The sequence below is a fragment of the Cryobacterium sp. AP23 genome, from assembly GCF_054075385.1.
In genome coordinates, this window is sequence record NZ_CM133415.1 from 684,626 (window position 1) to 707,153 (window position 22,528).

The following is a 22,528-nucleotide window of genomic DNA, read 5'->3' on the forward strand; positions in this document are numbered from 1 at the left end:
GTTCAGTTGCCTTCTGTTCCGCGGAGCTCGTCTTCGATGGCGCCCTGCAGGCGCTCCTCGAGCGGCTTCGATCCGATGTGCTGCACGATTTCGCTGAGGAAGCCGCGCACGACGAGGCGTCGTGCTTCGATCTCACCGATGCCGCGGGACTGCAGGTAGAACAGCTGCTCGTCGTCGAAGCGGCCGGTGGCGCTGGCGTGCCCGGCACCGAGGATGTCGCCGGTTTCGATTTCCAGGTTCGGGATGGAGTCGGCGCGGGTGCCTTCGGTCAGGACCAGGTTGCGGTTCTGCTCGTAGCTGTCCGTTCCCGGCGCGGTACGGCCGATAAGAACGTCGCCGATCCAGACGGTGCGGGCTCCGACGCCCTGCAAGGCGCCCTTGTAGGTGACCCGGCTGCGGCTGTTCGGGGCGTCGTGATTGACGTACACCTGCTGCTCGAGGTGCTGCCCGGCGTCGGCGAAGTACAGCCCGAACAGTTCGGTGTCGCTGCCCTGCCCGGCCAGGTGCACCGACGGGTTGACCCGCACGATGCCGCCGCCGAGGGAGACGACGACGTGCTTGAGGCGGGCGTCGCGCCCGATGGTGGCGAAGTGGTTGGCCAGCTGCACGGCGTCGGCGTTCCATTCCTGCACAGTCACGACCGTGAGGTTGGCCGATTCGCCGACGATGATTTCGACGTTCTCGGAGATGCGAGCGTCGCCGGTGTTCTGCAGGATCACAACGGCCTGGCTGAACGGGCGGGCCTCGATGACGGTGTGCGCGGCCCGGGGTGCCGTGCCGAGCGCCGCCCGGGTGACGGTGACCTCCTTGGCCTCCTCACCGCTGACGGTGATGGCCAGGGCCTGGCCGAAGGCGCTCCAGGCGTTCGCGGCGGCGCGTTCCTCCGGGGCTCCGGCCGTTCCGATGCGCGCATCGGTGCGGTCGACCCAGGACACGTCGACGTCGTCGTGCTCGGTCACCGAGATCTCGTAGGCCGAGCCGTCGAGGGCGCCGGCGGTGAGGTCGGTGAACTTCGCGACGGGTGAGAGCTTCCAGACGGCTTCCCTGCCGGTGACAGCGGGGAAGTCGGCGACGTCGAAGCTCTTGAACCGGGCGGACCTGGTCTGAACCGGGACGAAGCCGAAGCGGCCGTCGGAGTGTTCCTTGATGCCGTGCTGTTCAGCGGTGGGCAAGGCCTCCGACAAAGGTGCGGCGGTGGCTGGTGTTGAAGTTGAGGCGGCGGACATTTAGCCGACGGATCCTTCCATGCCCATTTCAATGAGCTTGTTGAGTTCGAGGGCGTACTCCATCGGGAGCTCCCTGGCGATGGGTTCGATGAAGCCTCGCACGATCATGGCCATGGCCTCGTCCTCGGGCATGCCGCGGCTCATCAGGTAGAACAGCTGTTCTTCGCTGACGCGCGAGACGGTCGCCTCGTGGCCGAGCTGCACGTCGTCGACGCGGATGTCGATGGCCGGGTACGTGTCCGAGCGCGACTGGGTGTCCACGAGCAGGGCGTCGCAGCGCACGGTGTTGGCGGAGTGGTGCGCTCCGGCATCCACCCGCACTTCACCGCGGTAGCCGGCGCGGCCGCCGCCACGGGCGATCGACTTGGAGACGATCGAGGACTGCGTGTACGGGGCCATGTGGATCATCTTGGCGCCGGCGTCCTGGTGCTGGCCGGGGCCGGCGAACGCGACGGACAGGGTCTCGCCCTTGGCGTGCTCCCCCATCAGGTAGATGGACGGGTACTTCATCGTGACCTTGGATCCGATGTTCCCGTCGATCCACTCCATGGTGGCGCCCTCGGCGGCCGTGGCGCGCTTGGTGACCAGGTTGTAGACGTTGTTCGACCAGTTCTGGATGGTCGTGTAGCGAACGCGGGCGTTCTTCTTCACGATGATCTCGACCACGGCGGAATGCAGCGAGTCCGACTTGTAGATCGGCGCGGTGCAGCCTTCGATGTAGTGCACGTAGCTGCCCTCGTCGGCGATGATCAGCGTGCGCTCGAACTGGCCCATGTTCTCCGTGTTGATGCGGAAGTAGGCCTGCAGCGGGATCTCGACGTGCACGCCGGGCGGCACGTAGACGAACGAACCGCCGGACCAGACCGACGTGTTCAGCGCGGCGAACTTGTTGTCGCCGGACGGGATGACGCTGCCGAAGTACTCCTCGAAGAACTCCGGGTGCTCCTTGAGAGCGGTGTCGGTGTCCATGAAGATGACGCCCTGGGCTTCGAGTTCCTCGTTGATCTGGTGGTAGACCACTTCGGACTCGTACTGGGCGGCGACACCGGAAACGAGGCGCTGGCGCTCCGCTTCGGGGATGCCGAGCTTCTCGTAAGTGTTCTTGATGTCGTCCGGCAGGTCTTCCCAGGTCTGGGCCTGCTTCTCCGTGGAACGGACGAAGTACTTGATGTTGTCGAAGTCGATCTCGGAGAGGTCGGCGCCCCAGGTGGGCATGGGCTTGCGCTCGAACAGCTGCAACGCCTTGAGGCGTCGCTCCAGCATCCAGGCCGGTTCCTTCTTCAGGTTCGAGATATCGGTGACAACCTCGGGCGAGATACCGCGACGTGCGGATGCGCCGGCGGCGTCGGAATCGGACCAGCCGAATTCGTACACCCCCAGCCCCTCGAGCTCGGGTCGGTCCAGTAGAACGTCAGACATCTTTACCTCTTCTCCTACCCACATCAACCCGGATATCAGTCCGGTCATTCCCGCCGGGCCTGCGCAAACGACCGGATGGTCGAACGTGCAGCGCTCGAGCGCGCGTGAGTTGTGTGGATGGCTACGTTGCGTACCTAAGATGAACAAGGGCCGGTCGCGCCGCGATGTGACAACACTCGTCGCGCACGCTGAACCCGTGAAACACCTAATTCTACAGGCTAGTGATGTTATTAGTAGTGCGACCCGGCGTATTCACATACGTGCGCACAAGCAGGGAGCAGAACCCGTGAAGCGGATTATCGACTGGTTGCCCACCACAGTGGACCGTCGTCTCATCGTCCTCGGCTGGGTGTACCTCGCCGCGCAGATCTTTCTGGTCGGCACGGGTGGGCTCGTCCGACTGACGAGCTCCGGCCTGGGCTGCCCCACCTGGCCCAAGTGCACAGCGGACTCCATCGTCAACACCCCGGAGATGGGCATCCACGGCGTCATCGAGTTCGGCAACCGCGTGCTCGGGGTCGTGCTCGGCCTCGTCGCGATCGCCGCCTTCGTGGCCGTGCTGCGGATGCGTCGGAGCCGCACGGACCTGTTCCGCCTCACCCTGCTCGCCGGGCTGGGCATCCCCGCCCAGGCCGTGATCGGCGGCATCAGCGTGCTCACCCAGTTGAACCCGTACGTCGTCGGCCTGCACTTCGTCATCTCCGTCGGGCTGGTCGGCCTCTGCACCGCGTTCGTTTACCGGCTCTACACGACGCCTGGGCCGCGCGAGCGGGTCGTTCCGCTGTGGTTCCTGATCGTGACCCACCTCACCACCGTCGTCGTGGCCGTGACCATCGCCGTGGGCATCCTCACCACAGGGTCCGGCCCGCACGCCGGTGACGCCGACGCGCCCCGCAACGGCCTGGACTCCGAGTTCCTGCAGCACGTGCACAGCTGGCCTGCCTACCTGACGCTGGCGCTCACCCTGGTGCTCGTTGCCGGGGCGGTGACGCTGCGCCTGCCGCTGCGCCGCTGGGTGCTGCTGCTCCTCGGCGTCGAGCTCGCCCAGACGGCCGTGGGACTCGTCCAGGCCAACCTCGGGCTGCCGGCCGTCCTCGTGGGCATCCACATGGTCCTGGCCTGCGTGCTCGCCGCGGCCATGACCGCCGTGGTGCTGAACCTCAAGCAGCCCGCCGTGGCCGCCTTCACTCCCCCGGCCCCGCGCACCTCCGCGGATTCCCTCGCCCGCTGAGCCCCCAGTCGTTCGCCCCGGTCGGTCGCGCGCGCTCGCTGGTCGAGCGTGTCGAGACCTCGTGAGGTGAGTGTGTGTCGCTGCCGCGGCATCCGGAGGTCGTCTCGCCGGGTCTCGACGGGCTCGACCAGCGGTTGGGGTCGTTTCGCAGGTCGGTGAGCGGTCGCGCGCAGTCGCCGGTCGAGCTTGTCGAGACCTCGTGAGGTGTGTGTCGCTGCCGCGGCATCCGGAGGTCGTCTCGCCGGGTCTCGACGGGCTCGACCAGCGGTTGGGGTCGTTTCGCAGGTCGGTGAGCGGTCGCGCGCACTCGCTGGTCGAGGGTGTCGAGACCTCGAGAGGAGCGTACGAGCCTGAGGATACGGCTAGAAGGGCAGCAGGGGGTCGACGCCGACAGCGACGAAGACCAGCGTGAGGTAGCCGATCGACCCGTGGAACACGCGCATCGGCGACACATTCTCGTGCCGGATCGTGAGGTTGTACAGGCGGTGGGTCTCGTAGATGAACCACGCGCCGGATGCCGCAGCGACCACGGTGTAAAGCACGCCCATGTCGGCGATCGGGATGAGCAGCAGTGAGCACGCCACCGTGGCCCAGGCGTACAGGATGACCTGCAGGCCGACCTGGGCGCGGCCGCGCACCACGGCCAGCATCGGAACCCCGGCCGCCTGGTAGTCGTCGCGGTACTTCATCGACAACGGCCAGTAGTGCGGCGGGGTCCACAGGAAGATGATCAGGAACAGGATGAACGGCGGCCAGGACAGGTCACCGGTCACGGCGGCCCAACCGATCAGCACGGGCATGCAGCCCGCGACGCCGCCCCAGACGATGTTCTGCGCCGTGCGGCGCTTGAGGATCATGGTGTAGAAGACCACGTAGAGCAGGATGGCGCCCAGCGAGAGCAGCGCGGCGACCCAGTTCGTGAAGACCCAGAGCCAGGCGATCGACACGGCGCCGAGCACCCAGGCGAACACCAGCGCCTGCCGGTCGCTGAGCTCACCGGTGACGAGGGGACGGCCCTGCGTACGGTTCATCAGGCGGTCGATGTCGCGGTCGAGGTAGCAGTTGAACGCCCCTGCCGACCCGGCACTGAACGCACCACCGATCAGGGTGGCCAGGACCAGCCACAGGTCGGGGATGCCGCCGGTGGCGAGGATCATCGTCGGAGCGGTAACAACGAGTAACAATTCGACGACCCGCGGCTTAGTCAGCGACAGATACGCCAGGAAAGTCCGTCGGGCCCGTGCGGAACGGTCCTGAGTGCCCTTTTCCAGGGGCTCCGCCGTCGTGTCGATTGCTTCTCGTGCGCTTCGCATATTGCCTTGATTCTAGGCCATTACTGCACCTCTCACGCCCGGCTCGCCACCGCGACAGTGGCGCAATACCCGCGAAACAACGTCGCTGAGCCGGGGTCCGTATACTGGAATGGCTCGCCAATCTAAGGTGCATGCAGCTGTGAGCCACCTGAAACGGGCGTCCTCCTGCGCACCTCGATGCCGATAAGGATGTCGGCGGGCAATTACTCTCCAGCGGCGCGGGATTAACACGTGCCGCCTTTGACGCATTCAGAAGGGTCAGTTCACGTGGCAGCATTGCAGTGGGATTCCATCGACAACAAGGCGGTCGACACCGCTCGCATCCTCGCGGCCGATGCCGTGGAAAAGGTCGGCAACGGCCACCCGGGTACCGCCATGAGCCTCGCTCCGGCCGCGTACCTCCTGTTCCAGAAGGTCATGCGTCGCGATCCCGCTGACAACGAGTGGATCGGCCGTGACCGGTTCATCCTCTCGGTCGGCCACAGCTCACTCACCCAGTACGTCCAGCTCTACCTGGGCGGCTACGGCCTCGAGCTCGACGACCTCAAGGCACTGCGCACCTGGGGCTCCAAGACCCCCGGGCACCCGGAGTACGGCCACACCGACGGCGTTGAGATCACCACCGGCCCGCTCGGCCAGGGCCTCGCGTCCGCCGTCGGGTTCGCCTACGCCTCCCGCTTCGAGCGCGGCCTGTTCGACCCCGAGGCCGAGACCGGCACCAGCCCGTTCGACCAGTTCGTCTACGTCATCGCCGGCGACGGCGACCTGCAAGAGGGCATCACCTCCGAGGCTTCCTCCCTCGCCGGTCACCAGCAGCTCGGCAACCTGATCGCGATCTACGACTCCAACCAGATCTCGATCGAGGACGACACCAACATCGCCTTCACCGAAGACGTCGCCGCGCGATACGACGCGTATCACTGGCACGTGCAGACGGTCGACTGGAAGAAGACCGGCGAGTACGTCGAAGACATCGCCGCTCTCAACGACGCGATCGAGGCGGCCAAGGCCGTCACCGACAAGCCGTCGCTGATCATCCTCAAGACCATCATCGGCTGGCCCAGCCCGAAGAAGCAGAACACCGGCAAGATCCACGGCTCCGCCCTCGGCGCCGAGGAGCTCGCCGGCGTGAAGGAGATCCTCGGCTTCGACCCCGAGAAGACCTTCGAGGTGTCCGACGAGGTCATCGCGCACACCCGCAAGGCCCTCGACCGCGGCGCGGAGCAGCACGCCGAATGGACCGTGCGCTTCGACGCGTGGGCCGCCGCCAACCCGGAGCGCAAGATCCTGCTCGACCGCATCCTGTCCGGCGACCTGCCCGACGGCGTCGACGAGGCCCTGCCCGTCTTCCCCGCCGGCACCGAGGTCTCCACCCGTGCGTCGTCCGGCAAGGTCCTCACCGCCCTCGGCCAGGTCATCCCCGAACTGTGGGGCGGCTCCGCCGACCTCGCCGAGTCGAACAACACCACCATCGGCGGTGCCTCGTCGTTCGTGCCCAGCGAGCACTCCACCAAAGAATGGACCGCGAACCCGTACGGCCGCGTTCTGCACTTCGGTATCCGCGAGCACGCGATGGCCGCGATCCTCAACGGCATCGTCCTGCACGGCAACACCCGCCCGTTCGGTGGCACCTTCCTGATCTTCAGCGACTACATGCGCCCCGCCGTTCGCCTGGCCGCGCTGATGAAGGCGCCGTCGATCTTCGTCTGGACGCACGACTCCGTCGCCCTCGGCGAGGACGGCCCCACCCACCAGCCGATCGAACAGCTCGCGACCCTCCGCGCCATCCCGGGCCTCGACGTGGTGCGCCCCGGCGACGCCAACGAGGTCTCCTGGGCCTGGAAGACGATCCTCGAGCGCCGCAATGGCCCGGCCGGCATCGTCCTGACCCGCCAGAACATCCCCGTGTTCGAGCGCGGCGACGGCGACGCCAGCGGTGAGACCTTCGCCTCGGCGAAGAACGTCGCCAAGGGCGCGTACGTGCTCGCCGAAGCCCCGAACGGCACCCCGGATGTCATCCTGATCGCCACGGGCTCCGAAGTGCAGCTCGCCGTGGCCGCCCGCGAGGCACTCAAGGCGGATGGCGTGAATGCACGCGTCGTCTCCGTGCCGAGCCTCGAGTGGTTCGAGGAGCAGTCCGCCGAGTACCGCGAGGCCGTTCTGCCCAAGGCGATCACCGCGCGGGTATCGGTTGAGGCCGGAATCGCGTTGACCTGGAATAAGTACGTTGGCGACCGCGGCCGCAGCGTCTCGATCGAGCACTTCGGTGCATCGGCCGACTACAAGACCCTGTTCCGCGAATTCGGCATCACCACCGAAGCCGTCGTTGCCGCCGCCAAAGAATCCCTCGCCGCGCTCTGAGCGCGACATCTGCAGCAGTAATCAAGGAGATTTGATTTTCATGACTGAAACCACCACCACCAGCACCCCCACCGCCGCACTGTCGGCCGCAGGCGTCAGCATCTGGCTGGACGACCTGTCCCGCCAGCGCATCCAGTCCGGTGGGCTGAAGACCCTCATCGCGGAGAAGAACGTCGTCGGCGTCACCACTAACCCGACGATCTTCGCCGGCGCGCTCAGCAAGGGCGAGGCCTACGCCTCCCAGGTGGCCACGCTGGCCGCCGCGGGCACCAACGTCACCGACGCCGTGTTCGAGATCACCACGGATGACGTCGCCGCAGCCTGCGACATCTTCCGCCCGATCTACGACACCACCAACGGTTTCGACGGCCGGGTCTCCATCGAGGTCGAGCCCGGCTTCGCCCACGACGCCGAGAAGACCCTCGCCCAGGCGCAGCAGCTCTGGAACAAGGTCAACCGCCCGAACGCGATGATCAAGATCCCCGCCACCATCGAGGGCCTCGAAGCCATCACCGAGACGATCGCGCTGGGCATCAGCGTCAACGTCACCCTGATCTTCAGCCTCGAGCGTTACCGCGCGGTCATCAACGCCTACCTCAGCGGACTCGAGAAGGCCAAGGCGGCCGGTATCGACCTGTCGACCATCCACTCGGTTGCCTCGTTCTTCGTGTCGCGCGTCGACACCGAGATTGACAAGCGCCTCGCGGCCGTCGGCACCGCCGAAGCCCTCGCGCTGCAGAGCAAGGCCGGCGTCGCCAACGCCCAGCTGGCCTACCAGGTCTTCGAGCAGTCCTTCACGACCGAGCGCGCCTCCGGTCTCCTCGCGGCCGGTGCCAACAAGCAGCGCCCGCTCTGGGCATCCACCGGCGTCAAGTCCGCCGACCTGCCCGACACCCTCTACGTGACCGAGCTGGTCGCCCCCGAGGTTGTCAACACCATGCCGGAGAAGACCCTCGAGGCCACCTTCGACCACGGCGTCATCGTTGAAGGCGCCGTCACCGGCGCCTACGACGCGGCCAACGCGGTCCTCGACGCCATCGCCGCGCAGGGCGTTTCCTACGACGACGTGACCCGGGTCCTCGAAGAGGAAGGCGTGTCGAAGTTCATCATTTCCTGGAACGAACTGCTCGACACGGTGACCGCCGCGCTCGAAGCCGCCAAGTGAGTTTTAAGATCTCGGTGAGCGGCGCGGCGGCCGAAGCCGTCCGCGCCGCCCTGCCAGCCCTCGTCGACGACCTCGTCGCGTCGGGCATCACCTCCCTCGACCCCGCACTCTGGGGCCCCGAGGCTGAGGCTGAGGCGGGCAAGCGCCTGGGCTGGACGGAATCTGTCGTCACGTCCCGGCCGCTTGTTGCCGAGATCCTCGCCCTGCGCGAGGAACTCCAGGCCAGGGGCGTCGACCACATTGCCCTGGCCGGGATGGGCGGATCGTCGCTCGCGCCGGAGGTCATCACGCTCACCAGCGGCGTTGACCTCACGGTCCTCGACGCCACCGAGCCCGGCCAGGTCCTGGCGGCGCTCGGCGACCGGCTGGAATCGACCGCCCTGGTGGTGTCGTCGAAGTCAGGCGGCACCGTCGAGACGGACAGCCAGCGCCGGGTCTTCGAACGCGCCTTCCGCGACATCGGCATCGACCCCGCTGACCGCATCATCGTGGTCACCGATCCGGGTTCGCCGCTCGAGGCATCCGCCACCGAGGCCGGCTACCGGGTGTTCACCGCCGACCCGACCGTCGGCGGGCGCTTCTCCGCGCTCACCGCGTTCGGGCTGGTGCCGTCCGGCCTCGCCGGCATCGACATCGGTCAGCTCCTCGACGAGGCCGACGCGGTCTCGCTGGCGCTGGCCGTCGATTCCGTCGCCAACCCAGGGCTCATCCTTGGCGCGGCCATCGCCGCGACACGCCCACGGCGCGACAAGCTGGCCATCGTCTCCGACGGCACCCACATCGTGGGCCTGGCCGACTGGGCCGAACAGCTCATCGCGGAGTCGACAGGCAAGAACGGCACCGGCATCCTGCCCGTCGTCCTCGACCTCGCCGCTCCCGAGCTCTCGGCGGAGCTCCCCGACGTTCAGATCCTGCGCGTCGTGGACGACGCCGGTGACGAGGTCTTCCCGGACCATGACGGCGCAGGCGAGAACGGTGCCGGCGAGATCCGCGTCAGCGGCACTCTCGGCGCGCAGTTCCTGGTCTGGGAATACGCCACCGTCGTCGCCGGCCGGCTGCTCGGGATCAACCCGTTCGACCAGCCGGATGTCGAATCCGCCAAGATTGCGACCCGTGGCCTTTTGGACTCCCGCCCGGAGCCGGAACCCGCCGCCTTCATCTCTGACGGCATCGAAGTGCGCGGTACGCCGCACGTCATCGGTGCGGCCAGCGACCTGGCCAGCGCCGTCGACGCGCTGTTGGAAGAGCTCGGCCCGGACGGTTACGTGGCCGTGCAGGCCTACGTCGACCGTCTCGCGCTCCCCCAGCTCGCCGAACTGCGCGGCCTCATCGCCACACTGTCCAAGCGTCCTGTCACGTTCGGTTGGGGACCCCGGTTCCTGCACTCGACCGGCCAGTTCCACAAGGGTGGCACGCCAACGGGCGTGTTCCTGCAGATCCTCAGCACCCCCGCGGAGGACCTCGATATCCCGGATCGCCCGTTCACCTTCGGTGAGCTCATCCAGGCCCAGGCCGGTGGTGACGCCAGCGTCCTCGCCGATCAGGGCCGCCCGGTCCTCACCCTCACGTTGACCGACCCGGCTGCGAACATCAACACCCTCTTCGCCGCAGTCCGGTAAGTCACGCCTTTCGTATCGCTTTCATCCTCTAAGGAGCTGCATGTCCCCGGTGGAAATCACCCCGGAGTTCAATCCGTTGCGTTCACCCTCCGACTACCGCCTGAACCGGATCGCGGGGCCCTCCAGCCTCGTCATCTTCGGCGTGACCGGAGACCTGTCGCGGAAGAAACTCATGCCCGCCGTCTATGACCTCGCCAACCGGGGTCTGTTGCCGCCAGGATTCGCCCTCGTCGGGTTCGCCCGCCGGGACTGGGACAATCAGGACTTCATGCAGGTAGTGCACGACTCCGTCAAGGAGTACGCGCGCACCGAATTCCACGAGGATGTCTGGGCCCAGCTGGCCGAGGGCATCCGGTTCGTGCCGGGCACCTTCGACGACGACGCCGCGTTCGAGCTCCTCAAGGACACCATTGAGGAACTCGACCGGGAACGTGGCACCATGGGAAACCACGCGTTCTACCTGTCGATCCCGCCCAAGGCGTTCCCGCAGGTGACCGAGCAGCTGCGCCGCTCCGGCCTGGCCGAGCAGAAGAACGGGCAGTGGCGCCGCGTCGTCATCGAAAAGCCGTTCGGCAGCGACCTGAAGACGGCCCGCGAGCTCAACGACGTCGTCGAGTCGGTCTTCCCGGCCGACTCCGTCTTCCGCATCGACCACTACCTGGGTAAGGAGACGGTGCAGAACATCCTCGCTCTGCGCTTCGCGAACCAGTTGTACGAACCGATCTGGAACGCCAACTACGTCGACCACGTACAGATCACCATGGCCGAGGACATCGGCGTCGGCGGTCGTGCCGGCTACTACGACGGCATCGGCGCGGCGCGCGACGTCATCCAGAACCACCTGCTGCAGCTGCTCGCGCTGACCGCGATGGAAGAACCCATCTCGTTCGACGCGGCCGACCTGCGCACCGAGAAGGAAAAGGTGCTCGCCTCCGTGCGACTGCCGGAAGACCTGGCCACCGGCACCGCCCGCGGCCAGTACGCCGGCGGCTGGCAGGGTGGCGAGAAGATCCTCGGCTTCCTCGAAGAAGACGGCATGAACCCGGAGTCGCTCACGGAGACGTACGCGGCCCTGCGACTGGAGATCGACACGCGCCGGTGGTCCGGGGTGCCGTTCTACCTGCGGGCCGGCAAGCGCCTTGGCCGTCGGGTGACCGAGATCGCCGTGGTCTTCAAGCGCGCCCCGCAGTACCTCTTCGAGAAGAGCCAGACGGCCGCGCTCGGTGAGAACGCGCTCGTGATCAGGGTCCAGCCCGACGAGGGTGTGACCATCCGGTTCGGCTCCAAGGTCCCCGGCGTCGGCATGCAGGTGCGGGACGTGACCATGGACTTCGGTTACGGCCACGCTTTCACCGAAGCGAGCCCCGAAGCCTACGAACGTCTGATCCTCGACGTGCTGCTCGGCGACCCGCCGCTCTTCCCCCGCCACGAGGAGGTTGAACTCTCGTGGAAGATCCTCGACCCGATCGAGGAATTCTGGGCCACCCAGGGCCAGCCGGAACAATACCGGCCGGGAACCTGGGGACCCGCATCAGCCGACGAACTGCTGTCACGCGACGGCCGGAACTGGAGACGCCCATGATCGTCGATCTGCCGGACACCACCACTGCCAAGATTTCCAAGGCCCTGGTACGCATCCGTGAAGAGGGCGGCGCTGTCGCCCTCGGACGGGTGCTGACCCTCATCATCGCGGCCGAGCTCGGCCACGAGGAAGAGGCCATCGAAGCCGCGAACGACGCGTCCCGGGAACACCCGATGCGAGTCATCGTGCTCTCCACCGAGGCCGCTGCCGCCGAGGTCGCACCGCGGGTCGACGCTGAAATCCGGGTCGGCGGCGACGCCGGCGCGAGCGAGGTCATCGTGCTGCGCGCCTACGGAGACGCCGCCAGCGACCCGGAGAGCCTGGTCACCGGCCTCCTGCTGCCCGACGCTCCCGTCGTGGCCTGGTGGCCCGGCGAGGCGCCTGCGGTGCCCGCCGAGTCCCCGCTTGGACGGATCGCCTACCGGCGCATCACGGATGCCTCCGCCCAGGCCGATCCGCAGGCGGCGCTGACCCAGATCTGCTCCTCGTACCGTCCGGGTGACACCGACTTCGCATGGACCCGGCTCACCCTGTGGCGGGCGCAGCTCGCCGCGGTGCTGGACCAGCCGCCCTACGAGAGCATCACGGCGGTCTCCGTCACCGGGGCGCTGGACTCCCCGTCGACGACGCTCCTCGCGGCCTGGCTCCAGCTGGCCCTGCAGGTGCCCGTGCACTACGAACTCACCTCCGGCGAGAACTCGAACGGTATCCGCGGGGTGCACCTCACCCGGGCATCCGGTGTGATCTCGCTCGAGCGCGAGGTGCCGGGGATCGCCACGCTCACCCAGTCGGGACAGCCGGTGCAGGACCTCACGCTCAAGCGCCGCAGCCTGCGGGACTGCCTGAGCGATGAACTGCGGCGGTTGGACCCGGACGAACTCTACGGCCAGGTCATCACGGAGGGGCTCCCCCAGCTGGCGGGCCCCGCCACCCCCGCAGCAGCCGTCGGGGACAAGTCATGACGCACGACAGGCGCGTACTGGTCCACGACGACAAGGCGGCCCTGGTCGCCTCGGTGGCCACCCGGTTCATCACCAAGATGGCCGACATTCTGCACGAGCAGGGCCACGCCCACGTGGTCCTGTCCGGCGGGGAAGCCGGCACCGCAGTTCTGGAAGCGATCAACGCCGCGCCGGAGCGCGACACCCTGAACTGGGCGAAGATCGACCTGTGGTGGGGAGACGAGCGCTGGGTGCCCCGCGGACACGGGGACCGGAACGACGTTCAGGCCCGCGCCGCCCTGCTGGACCACATCGACATCCCCGCGGCGAACATCCACGCGTTCCCCGCCTCCGATGTGGGCCTGGACATCGACGCTGCCGCCGACCGGTACGCGGCGGAGCTGAAGTCGATGGCGGCCGCGGATTCCCTGATTCCGCAGTTCGACCTCACCTTCCTCGGTGTAGGCCGGGACGGTCACATCGCCTCGCTGTTCCCGCACCTGCAGGGCATCCGGGAGAACGACCTGACCGTCATCGGGGTTCTGAACTCCCCCAAGCCGCCGTCCGAGCGAATCAGCCTCACCCGTTGGGTGCTGAACTCGTCCGAGCGGATCTGGCTGGTCGTGTCCGGGACCGACAAGGCCTCAGCACTCGGCCTTGCCCTGGCCGGTGCGAGCCGCGATGAGGTGCCCGTCGCTGGTATCCGTGGGCGTCACTACACCGATTTCTTCGTCGACGGTGAGGCCGCGGCCGAGGTGCCGGAGAACCTGATCGCGTCACCGAACTAAGCCACCCGGGCGGGCCTCGCCCGGACACAGAAGAAGCGCATCGGTTCCTCGGAACCGATGCGCTTTTTCGTGTGTGCATCACGCTGGATGCCCATAGGGGCGCTGGATGCGCCCAGGAGCTAGTTGGTGGCGCTGAGCTTCCCGCGGCGAACACGCAGCTGCTGCAGTGCCTCCTCGAGGAGGGACTCGGCCTCTTCCTCGGTGCGACGCTCCTTCACGTAAGCGAGGTGTGTCTTGTAGGGCTCGAGCTTGACCACCGACGGCGGGTTCTCCTTGTCCCGGCCGGCGGGAAGGCCGGAGGACGGGCAGTCGATCGTGTCGGGGATCTCTTCGTCGGGCAGGTTCGCCGCGAAATAGCGAACGGTTTCGTTGCCGAGCGCGTCCCAGTAGGACACCCGGATACGGTCGGCGTGAAAACCACGGTCCTGCTCGCCCATGGGGCCGGCTCCGACTCGCGAGCCGCGAATTGCGCTTCCACCAGATGCCATTGTGTTCCTCCGCTAAAAAACTGTTCGGCTAGTTCGGGTTGTTCAACTCGTGTCCGGTGCCGCCGTAGGAACCGGGTGCGACGGTGTCGCGAGTCTGGTGCGTGAATATCCGCCGGGCTACGGGTCGCGCGTGATGCGGGAACCCGGAGCCGACGCCGGAGTCAGGCTCCGGTGTCGAATTTGGTGATCAGGCCCAGCACGACGATGCAGGAAATCCACAATACGGCCAGGATGATCGTGATGCGGTTGAGGTTACGTTCGGCGACGCCGGAGGCGCCGAGGTTCGAGGTGACTCCGCCGCCGAACATGTCCGACAGCCCGCCACCGCGCCCCTTGTGCAACAGAATGAGCATGGTGAGCAGGAGGCTCGTAATACCGAGCAAGACCTGCAATACAACCTGGAGAATCTCCACGCGAAACCTTTCACAAAACGATGGGCGCTAGAGCTCCACCAAGACCACTGGCAATTATAGCCTGACGGCAGACGAAACCCGCCGCGCCCCCCGGAGGGGGCACGACGGGTGAACGTTACAGTCCGACGTGCTTCTGGAAGCGGACGATGCTCGAGAACTCGGCGATGTCCAGGCTGGCGCCGCCGACGAGGGCACCGTCAACGTTCGGCTCCTTCATGAAGCCGGCGATGTTGACGCCCTTGACCGAACCGCCGTAGAGGATCCGGGTCTTGTCGGCGACGTCCTGGCCGAGAACCTCAGCCAGGGTCAGGCGCAGCTGGGCCGCGACCTGTTCTGCCTGCTCGGGCGTCGCAGCCTGTCCGGAGCCGATGGCCCAGACCGGCTCGTATGCGACCACGATGTCCGCGGCGGCGTCGATTCCGGCCAATGCGGCCTTCAGCTGTGCCACCGGAACGGCGCTCGGGCCGTGCAGCTCCAGGTCTGCGGCGGTCTCCCCGACGCAGATGATCGGAACCAGGTTGTGCTTCAACGCTGCCGTCACCTTGGCGGCGACGACCTCATCGGTCTCGTTGTGCAGGGTGCGACGCTCGGAGTGACCGATCAGCACGTACTGGCACTCGAGCGCGGCCAGGAACGCAGCCGAGATCTCGCCCGTGTAAGCGCCGGACTCCTGGGTGGAGACATCCTGGCCGCCGTAGGCCAGGGGCAGCTTGTCCGCTGCCACCAGGGTCTGCACGCTGCGCAGGTCGGTGAACGGCGGGAAGACGGCGACCTCGGTCGTGCTGAAGTCGTGGCCGGCGTCTTTGAGGCTCCAGGCCAGCTTCTGCACGAAGGCGATGGCCTGGAGGTGGTCCAGGTTCATCTTCCAGTTGCCTGCGATCAGTGGAACACGCGTGTTTACTGCCATCCGAGGACCTCCAGTCCTGGCAGTCGCTTACCCTCGAGGAACTCGAGGCTGGCGCCACCGCCGGTAGAAATATGACCGAACTGGTCATCGTTGAAACCGAGGATGCGCACAGCGGCGGCGGAGTCTCCTCCACCGACGACGCTGAGGCCGTTCACCTCGGTCAGTGCGGCGGCAACCGTGCGGGTGCCGTCCGCGAAGGGTGCCAGCTCGAACACGCCCATGGGGCCGTTCCAGAACACGGTCTTCGAGTCGCGGATGATCGCGGCGAAAGCTGCCGCGGTGTCCGGTCCGATGTCCAGGCCGAGGCCGGAGGCACCGAACGGGGTGTTCTCGATCTCGTTGGCCGGGGTGGTGACGTATTCAGCGTCGGCTCCGAACTTGGAGGCGACGACCACGTCGGTCGGCAGCACGATCTTCACACCGAGGCGCTCGGCCTCGGTGAGGTAACCGCGCACGGTCTCGATCTGATCGGCCTCGAGCAGGCTGGCGCCGACCTTGTGGCCCTGGGCCGCGAGGAAGGTGAACAGCATGCCGCCACCGATCAGGAGCGAGTTCACCCGCGGGAGCAGGTGGCCGATGACGCCGAGCTTGTCCGACACCTTCGAGCCGCCGAGGATCACCGTGTACGGCGCCTCCGGCTTCTCGGTGAGGCGGTCGAGCACGTCGAGCTCTGCTGCAATCAGCAGGCCGGCGGCGCTCGGCAGGATCTGGGCCAGGTCGTAGACGCTGGCCTGCTTGCGGTGCACAACACCGAAACCATCGGACACGAGGGCATCGCCGAGTGCCGACAGCTCGGTGGCGAAAGCCACCCGCTCCGACTCGACCTTGCTGGTCTCCCCCGCGTTGAAGCGGAGGTTCTCGAGTACGACGATGTCGCCGTCGGTCAGTGCCGCGACGGCGGCCTGGGCGGCTTCGCCGACGGTGTCGGCGGCGAAGGCCACCGGCGAACCGATCAGCTCGGCCAGACGAGCCGCGACGGGTGCGAGGCTGTACTTGGGGTTGACCTGGCCGTCAGGGCGCCCGAGGTGAGAAACGATCACCAGACGGGCACCCTGCTCAACCAGGGCCTTGAGGGTGGGCAGGGACGCCCGCACGCGGCCATCGTCGGTGATCTGGCCGTCCTTCAACGGAACGTTCAGATCACACCGAACGATGACGCGCTTGCCGTGGAGCGATCCCAGCGATTCGATAGTGCGAAGCGTCACTGCGTGTCCCCTAGTTAGAGACGCTCGGCGACGAACTCGGTGAGGTCAACCATGCGGTTGGAGTAGCCCCACTCGTTGTCGTACCAGGAGGACAGCTTGACCTGGTCGCCCAGGACGCGCAGCAGGCCGGCGTCGAAGATCGAGGAGTGCGGGTCGGTCACGATGTCGCTGGAGACGATCTCGTCTTCGGTGTACATCAGGATGCCCTTGAGGGGGCCCTCTGCTGCAGCCTTGTACGCGGCCTTGATGGCCTCAACCGTGACCGGCTTCTCGGCGATGACGGTGAGGTCGGTGATCGAGCCGGTGGGCACGGGTACGCGAAGCGCGAAGCCGTCAAGCTTGCCGGCGAGCTCGGGGAGGACGATGCCCAGGGCCTTGGCGGCACCGGTCGACGTCGGGATGATGTTGACGGCGGCGGCGCGGGCGCGACGCAGGTCGCTGTGCGGGCCGTCCTGCAGGTTCTGGTCAGCGGTGTAGGCGTGGATGGTGGTCATCAGGCCACTCTTGATGCCGAAGTTGTCGTTGAAGACCTTGGCCAGCGGTGCGAGGCAGTTCGTGGTGCAGGAAGCGTTCGAGATGATGTCGAACTTCGCGGAGTCGTACGTCTCCTCGTTGACGCCCATGACGATCGTCGCAACGTCGCCGGTGGCGGGAGCGGAGACGATGACCTTCTTGGCACCGGCGGTGATGTGCTTGCGCGCATCGTCAGCCTTGGTGAAGCGGCCGGTCGACTCGATCACGATGTCGACGCCCAGGGCGCCCCAGGGGAGGTTGGCCGGGTCGCGCTCGGCGAGAACCTTGATCGGCTTGCCGTTGACGAGGATGGAGTCGCCCTCGACGGAGACGGTGGCGTCCAGACGGCCCGTGATGGAGTCGTATTTGAGGAGGTGCGCGAGGGTCTTGGTGTCGGTGAGGTCGTTGACGGCGACAATTTCGATGTCGCTGCCCTGGGCCAGTGCGGCGCGCAGGTAGTTGCGGCCAATGCGGCCAAATCCGTTAATGCCAATCTTTACAGACAAAATAGCTCCTGTTATTGATGACGCGTGTGGCGCCGGGTGGTGGGAAAGAAAAAACCGAAAGTGTGAAGAGGGAGACGCTAGTTCAGCAGCAGCAGGCCGCTGGTCTTCTCCCGGGCCGCGACGAAGCGAGCCTGGACGTTCTCCCAGTCGACAATGTTCCAGAACGCCTTGACGTAGTCGGCGCGCACGTTCTGGTAGTCGAGGTAGTAGGCGTGCTCCCAGACATCGAGCATGAGGATCGGCACCGTGCCGGCCGCGAAGTTGGCCTGCTGGTCGAAGAACTGCTGGATGATCAGGCGCTGCCCGATGGAGTCCCAGGCCAGCACTGACCAGCCGGAACCCTGGACGCCCAACGCGGTGGCCGCGAAGTGCGCCTGGAACTTGTCGAAGGAACCGAAGAAGTCGTCGATCGCGCTGGCGAGCTCGCCGACCGGCTTGTCGCCGCCGTTCGGGGACATGTTCGTCCAGAAGATCGAGTGGTTGACGTGGCCGCCGAGGTTGAACGCGAGGTCCTTCTCGAGCTTGTTGACGTACACAAGGCTGCCGGAGTCCCGGGCCTCTGCCAGCTGGGCGAGCGCGGTGTTCGCTCCGGTCACGTAAGCCTGGTGGTGCTTGCTGTGGTGGAGCTCCATGATGGTGCCGCTGATGCTCGGCGCGAGCGCCGAGTAGTCGTAAGCCAGTTCGGGCAGGGTGTAGTCGGCCATAACTCGTATCTCCTCATTTATGTGGCAGCGGCTGAGATTTCTCCGGCCATCTGCACTGTAAGTGACCTTTTTAGTCTAGTCAGGTGAACGGGGGACGTTAGTCCCCTCTATCCCCCGTTGCCAGTCCGCACATGGTCAAGCGGGCCGGCCGCGGCGAGTCAGACGTCGTCGAGGTCGGCGGGCAGGTTGGCGTCGGTGCCGGGGATGCCGAGGTCGACGGCCTTCTTGTCGGCCATGGCGAGCAGCCGGCGGATGCGACCGGCGACGGCATCCTTCGTCATGGGCGGGTCGGCGTGGTGGCCGAGTTCGTCGAGGCTGGAGTCGCGGAAGGACAGCCGGAGCTCCCCCGCGTACCGGAGGTGCTTGGGGATGTCGTCGCCGAGGATCTCCATGGCCCGGTCGACCCGGGCGCAGGCAGCGACCGCCGCCTGTGCCGAGCGGCGCAGGTTGGCGTCGTCGAAGTTCACCAGCCGGTTGGCGGTGGCCCGCACCTCGCGGCGCTGGCGCAGTGCTTCCCAGTTCAGGACGGTCTCGGCCGCGCCCATCTGCACGAGCATGGCGCCGATGGCGTCGCCGTCGCGGATGACCACACGGTGAACGCCGCGCACCTCCCTGGCCTTCGCGACGATGCCGAGGCGGCCGGCAGCGCCGACGATGGCCATGGCGGCCTCATTGCCGGGGCAGACGACCTCGAGGGCGGCGGAGCGGCCCGGGTCGGTCAGCGAGCCCGCAGCGAGGAACGCCCCGCGCCAGACGGCCGCGATTTCTTCCTTCGAACCCGTGGTCAGCCGGTTCGGCAGGCCGCGGATGGGCCGGCGGCGGGCGTCGAGGAGGCCGGTCTGCCTGGCGAGGGTCTCGCCGCCGTCGAGGACCCGAACGAGGTAGTGGTTGGTGCGGCGGAGCCCGGAGGCCGTGATCACGGTCACGTCGCTGCGCACGCCGTAGAGCTCCGCGAGGTCCTTCCGCACCCGTCGGGCCAGGAGCGCGGTGTCCAGTTCCGATTCGATGGCGATGCGTCCGGAGATCATGTGCAGGCCGCCGGAGAAACGCAGGATCGTCGCCAGTTCGGCCGCGCGGACCGTGGTCTTGGAGACCTCGACGCGGGCTAGTTCATCTTTGACGTCGATGGTGAGTGCCAATCGTCATATCCATTCTGTTGTTCCGGCCGGACGTCGTGCTGACGCCGGCTAAGTCGTTATTCTCTTCCGAGGTCGCGGTGTTTGAGGCTCACCGCGACGCCGGGAAATTCTTGGAGCAGCCGGGCCAGTTCCCTGGCCATCGCGACGGAACGGTGCTTGCCGCCCGTGCAGCCGATGGCAATGGTGGCATGGCGCTTGTTCTCCCGCTGGTACCCCGCCAGTACCGGCCCGATGGCGGCCGCGTAGCTGTCGATGAACTCCCTGGCCCCCTCCTGACCGAGGACGTAATCGCTGACCTCGGGGTCGAGGCCGGTGTGCGGGCGGAGGTCGGGGATCCAGAACGGGTTCGGCAGGAACCGGGCGTCGGCGACCATGTCGACGTCGGTGGGCAGGCCGTACTTGAAGCCGAAGCTCATCACGGTGAGGTGCAGGCCGGCGGCGTTCTCCGCGGCGAACCGTTCGGTGATGGTCGTGGCCAGCTGGTGGATGTTGAGGTCTGAGGTGTCGATGACGATGTCGCAGGATTCGCGCACCACGGCCAGGCGGGTGCGTTCGGCGGAAATGCCGTCCAGGATGGTGCCTTCGCCCTGCAGCGGGTGCGGCCGGCGCACCGCTTCGAACCGGCGCACGAGCACGTCGTCGCGCGCCTCGAGGAAGATGACGCGCACCTGGGTACCGGTGCGGAGGGCCTGCACGAGCTCCTGGAAGTCGCCGAAGAAGTCGCGCCCGCGGATGTCGACGACGGCGGCGATCTTCGGCAGGTTGGTGCCGGCGCGGCCGACGAGTTCCACCAGCGGACGGAGCATCTGCGGCGGCAGGTTGTCCACGACGTACCAGCCGAGGTCCTCAAGGGCGTTTGCGACGGTGGATCGCCCGGCACCGGACATGCCCGTAACGATAAGCATCTCCTGCTTCTCGGTCTCCGTGCTCATGCTGGATATGCCTTCGGTCGAAACAAGTGAATGTCCAGCTTATCGACCGGGGGCACGGTTCAGGCGCGCAGGTGCCGATGGATGCCCTCGGCGAGGGTCGGTCCGATGCCCCGGATTTCGGAGATGGAGTCGACGGAGGCCTCCCGCAACCGGGTCACCGAGCCGAAGTGCTGCAGCAGCACCTTGATCCGTGCCGGGCCGAGGCCGGGGATTTCTCCGAGAATCGTGTTGATGTCACGTTTGCGCCGTGCGCGCTGGTGCGTGATGGCGAAGCGGTGCGCCTCGTCGCGGATGCGCTGGATGAGGAACAGGGCGTCGCTGTTGCGCGGAAGGATGACGGGGTAGTCGGAATCCGGCAGCCAGATCTCCTCGAGTCGCTTGGCGATGCCGCAGAGGGTGATGCCCTCCACGCCGGACTCGCGCAACGCCCGGGCCGCGGCGGCGACCTGGGGCTGGCCACCGTCCACGATGAGCAGGTTGGGCTGGTACCGGAACTTCTTCCGTTTCGCGCTGACCTCGGGGGTGTCAGCGGCATCCGCCGTGGCGTCCGCGCCGGGCTCGGCGGATTCCACGGTGACGGTGCCGGCCGGGTCCTGGCCGTCGCCGACCAGCAGCTCGGCGCCGGGGTCGGCGGGCACCGTGATGACACCGCCGGTGGGCAGCGCCTCCGGGGTGGCGTCGTCCGGGACCAGGTACGCCAGCCGCCGGGTGAGCACCCGGTAGAGGGAGTCGGTGTCATCGGTGGACTCCGGCACCCCGAAGCGGCGGTATTCGTCCTTGCGCGGCAGGCCGTCCTCGAAGACCACCATGGACGCCACGATGTTCGTGCCGCCGAGGTGGGAGACGTCGTAACACTCCATCCGCAACGGCGCGGAGTCCATCCCCAGCGCCTCCTGCAGATCCTCCAGTGCCTTCGACCTGGCCACGAAGTCGGAGCTGCGCCGGGTCTTGTAGAGCATCAGCGCCTGCTTGGCGTTCTGGGTGGCGGTGGTCAGCAGGGCGGCCTTCTCGCCGCGCTGGGCGGCCACGAGACGCACCTTGCGGTGCGCGATCTCGCCCAGCCAGCCCTCGAGGGCCTCGGCGTCGTCCGGGAGTTCCGGCAGCACGATCTCCCGCGGCGGCACGGCGTCGCCGGTGTACGCGGTCTGCATGATGGAGTCGATGAGTTCACTCATCGTCAGGTCGAGTTCCTTGTCCACCACCCAGCCGCGCACACCGCGGATGCGGCCGCCGCGCACGATGAACAGCTGAACGGCCGCGGCGAGTTCGTCCTGCTCGATCGCGAACAGGTCGATGTCCACGTTGTCGCGCAGCACCACGGCGCTCTTCTCCAGCACGGCGTTCAGCGCCTTCACCTGGTCGCGACGCCTGGCGGCCGTCTCGTAGTCCTGGGTGAGCGCGGCCTCCTTCATCTGGGCCGTGAGGCTGTTGATGAGCTTGCGGTCCTGGCTGCCCATGAAGCTGACGAACTCGTTGACGATCGCCCGGTGCTCCTCGATGCCGACCTTGCCGGAGCACGGCCCGAAACAGCGGCCGATCTGCCCGGCGAAGCACGGCTTGCCCGACTGCATGGCGCGTTTGTAGTTGGCGTTGTTGCAGGTGCGGATCGGGAAGGCCTTGAGCATCAGGTCGATGGTCTCGTGCACCGCCCAGACCTTCGGGTACGGGCCGAAATACCGTGCCCCCTTGATGCCGGTGGTGCGGGTGACCAGCGCCCGCGGGGCCTCGTCGGCGAGGGTCACCGCGAGGTACGGGTAGGACTTGTCGTCCTTGAACTGCACGTTGAACGGCGGATCGAACTCGTTGATCCAGGTCCACTCCAATTGGAGCGCCTCAACCTCGGTGCCCACCGTCGTCCATTCGACGCTCGTCGCCGTGGTCACCATCCGCCGGGTTCGCTCGTGCAGGCTGCTCAGCGGGGCGAAATAGTTGCTCAGCCGAGCCCGGAGGTTCTTGGCCTTGCCCACGTACAGCACCCGTCGCCCGGCATCACGGAACCGGTAGACACCGGGTTCGGTGGGGATCTCCCCAGGCTTGGGGCGATAGCTCAACGCATCAGACATGTTCTTCCTCGGC

19 protein-coding genes are annotated in these 22,528 nt (G+C 67.0%); 7 read left to right on the plus strand and 12 right to left on the minus strand.

Annotated elements, in window-relative coordinates; genetic code table 11:
• Positions 1 to 2 precede the first annotated feature (2 nt).
• Positions 3 to 1,226, minus strand: coding sequence for a Fe-S cluster assembly protein SufD (sufD, locus tag ACU5E9_RS03165; protein ID WP_456812190.1), 1,224 nt, complete (start codon positions 1,224 to 1,226; stop codon positions 3 to 5).
• Positions 1,227 to 2,645 (minus strand): Fe-S cluster assembly protein SufB, encoded by a 1,419-nt coding sequence (sufB, locus tag ACU5E9_RS03170; protein WP_456812191.1) that lies wholly within the window; start codon positions 2,643 to 2,645, stop codon positions 1,227 to 1,229.
• A gap of 286 nt (positions 2,646 to 2,931) precedes the next feature.
• On the opposite strand from sufB, the gene ACU5E9_RS03175 reads away from it, so the two are divergent.
• Complete coding sequence (locus ACU5E9_RS03175) at positions 2,932 to 3,876, plus strand: COX15/CtaA family protein (RefSeq protein WP_456812192.1); 945 nt, start codon at positions 2,932 to 2,934, stop codon at positions 3,874 to 3,876.
• Between the two features lie 362 nt (positions 3,877 to 4,238).
• Here ACU5E9_RS03175 and ACU5E9_RS03180 read toward each other — a convergent pair whose 3' ends face one another.
• Complete coding sequence (locus ACU5E9_RS03180; protein WP_456812193.1) at positions 4,239 to 5,189, minus strand: heme o synthase; 951 nt, start codon at positions 5,187 to 5,189, stop codon at positions 4,239 to 4,241.
• A gap of 267 nt (positions 5,190 to 5,456) precedes the next feature.
• Here ACU5E9_RS03180 and tkt point away from each other — a divergent pair, with 267 nt between their 5' ends.
• From tkt to pgl, 6 genes are read left to right on the plus strand one after another with little or no spacing between them, the layout of a single operon-like run.
• Complete coding sequence (gene tkt / locus ACU5E9_RS03185) at positions 5,457 to 7,550, plus strand: transketolase (RefSeq protein ID WP_456812194.1); 2,094 nt, start codon at positions 5,457 to 5,459, stop codon at positions 7,548 to 7,550.
• 40 nt (positions 7,551 to 7,590) lie between these two features.
• Positions 7,591 to 8,715, plus strand: coding sequence for a transaldolase (gene tal / locus ACU5E9_RS03190; protein WP_456812195.1), 1,125 nt, complete (start codon positions 7,591 to 7,593; stop codon positions 8,713 to 8,715).
• Complete coding sequence (locus ACU5E9_RS03195) at positions 8,712 to 10,334, plus strand: glucose-6-phosphate isomerase (protein ID WP_456812196.1); 1,623 nt, start codon at positions 8,712 to 8,714, stop codon at positions 10,332 to 10,334. The genes tal and ACU5E9_RS03195 overlap by 4 nt, the downstream gene beginning before the upstream one ends.
• Before the next feature lie 40 nt (positions 10,335 to 10,374).
• Positions 10,375 to 11,916, plus strand: a complete 1,542-nt coding sequence (gene zwf, locus ACU5E9_RS03200) for a glucose-6-phosphate dehydrogenase (protein WP_456812197.1) — start codon at positions 10,375 to 10,377, stop codon at positions 11,914 to 11,916.
• Positions 11,913 to 12,878, plus strand: a complete 966-nt coding sequence (locus ACU5E9_RS03205; protein ID WP_456812198.1) for a glucose-6-phosphate dehydrogenase assembly protein OpcA — start codon at positions 11,913 to 11,915, stop codon at positions 12,876 to 12,878. The genes zwf and ACU5E9_RS03205 overlap by 4 nt, the downstream gene beginning before the upstream one ends.
• Entirely contained in the window at positions 12,875 to 13,645 is a 771-nt protein-coding gene (gene pgl / locus ACU5E9_RS03210) for a 6-phosphogluconolactonase (protein WP_456812199.1), read from the plus strand. Before ACU5E9_RS03205 ends, pgl begins: the two co-directional genes overlap by 4 nt.
• Positions 13,646 to 13,764: 119 nt before the next feature.
• Here the strand turns inward: pgl and ACU5E9_RS03215 are convergent, their stop codons facing one another.
• From ACU5E9_RS03215 to uvrC, 9 genes are all read right to left on the minus strand, one after another.
• Positions 13,765 to 14,133: an RNA polymerase-binding protein RbpA gene (locus ACU5E9_RS03215; RefSeq protein ID WP_066595496.1), complete on the minus strand. Its 369-nt coding sequence runs from the start codon at positions 14,131 to 14,133 to the stop codon at positions 13,765 to 13,767.
• 161 nt (positions 14,134 to 14,294) lie between these two features.
• Complete coding sequence (gene secG, locus ACU5E9_RS03220; RefSeq protein ID WP_066595498.1) at positions 14,295 to 14,546, minus strand: preprotein translocase subunit SecG; 252 nt, start codon at positions 14,544 to 14,546, stop codon at positions 14,295 to 14,297.
• Between the two features lie 115 nt (positions 14,547 to 14,661).
• The gene (tpiA, locus tag ACU5E9_RS03225; RefSeq protein WP_456812200.1) at positions 14,662 to 15,453 is read right to left on the minus strand and encodes a triose-phosphate isomerase; all 792 of its coding nucleotides are present in this window, start codon (positions 15,451 to 15,453) and stop codon (positions 14,662 to 14,664) included.
• Positions 15,444 to 16,658 carry a phosphoglycerate kinase gene (locus ACU5E9_RS03230; protein ID WP_456812201.1) on the minus strand — a complete coding sequence of 405 codons (1,215 nt, stop codon included), beginning with the start codon at positions 16,656 to 16,658 and terminating at the stop codon, positions 15,444 to 15,446. The genes tpiA and ACU5E9_RS03230 overlap by 10 nt, the downstream gene beginning before the upstream one ends.
• 14 nt (positions 16,659 to 16,672) lie before the next feature.
• Entirely contained in the window at positions 16,673 to 17,677 is a 1,005-nt protein-coding gene (gap, locus tag ACU5E9_RS03235; RefSeq protein WP_104166280.1) for a type I glyceraldehyde-3-phosphate dehydrogenase, read from the minus strand.
• Between the two features lie 77 nt (positions 17,678 to 17,754).
• Entirely contained in the window at positions 17,755 to 18,381 is a 627-nt protein-coding gene (locus tag ACU5E9_RS03240) for a superoxide dismutase (protein WP_456812202.1), read from the minus strand.
• A 158-nt stretch (positions 18,382 to 18,539) separates the two neighbouring features.
• Entirely contained in the window at positions 18,540 to 19,520 is a 981-nt protein-coding gene (gene whiA, locus ACU5E9_RS03245) for a DNA-binding protein WhiA (protein WP_456812203.1), read from the minus strand.
• Positions 19,521 to 19,576: 56 nt separating this feature from the next.
• Positions 19,577 to 20,452 (minus strand): RNase adapter RapZ, encoded by an 876-nt coding sequence (gene rapZ, locus ACU5E9_RS03250; RefSeq protein ID WP_456812204.1) that lies wholly within the window; start codon positions 20,450 to 20,452, stop codon positions 19,577 to 19,579.
• A gap of 59 nt (positions 20,453 to 20,511) precedes the next feature.
• Complete coding sequence (uvrC, locus tag ACU5E9_RS03255; protein ID WP_456812205.1) at positions 20,512 to 22,515, minus strand: excinuclease ABC subunit UvrC; 2,004 nt, start codon at positions 22,513 to 22,515, stop codon at positions 20,512 to 20,514.
• Positions 22,516 to 22,528 lie beyond the last annotated feature (13 nt).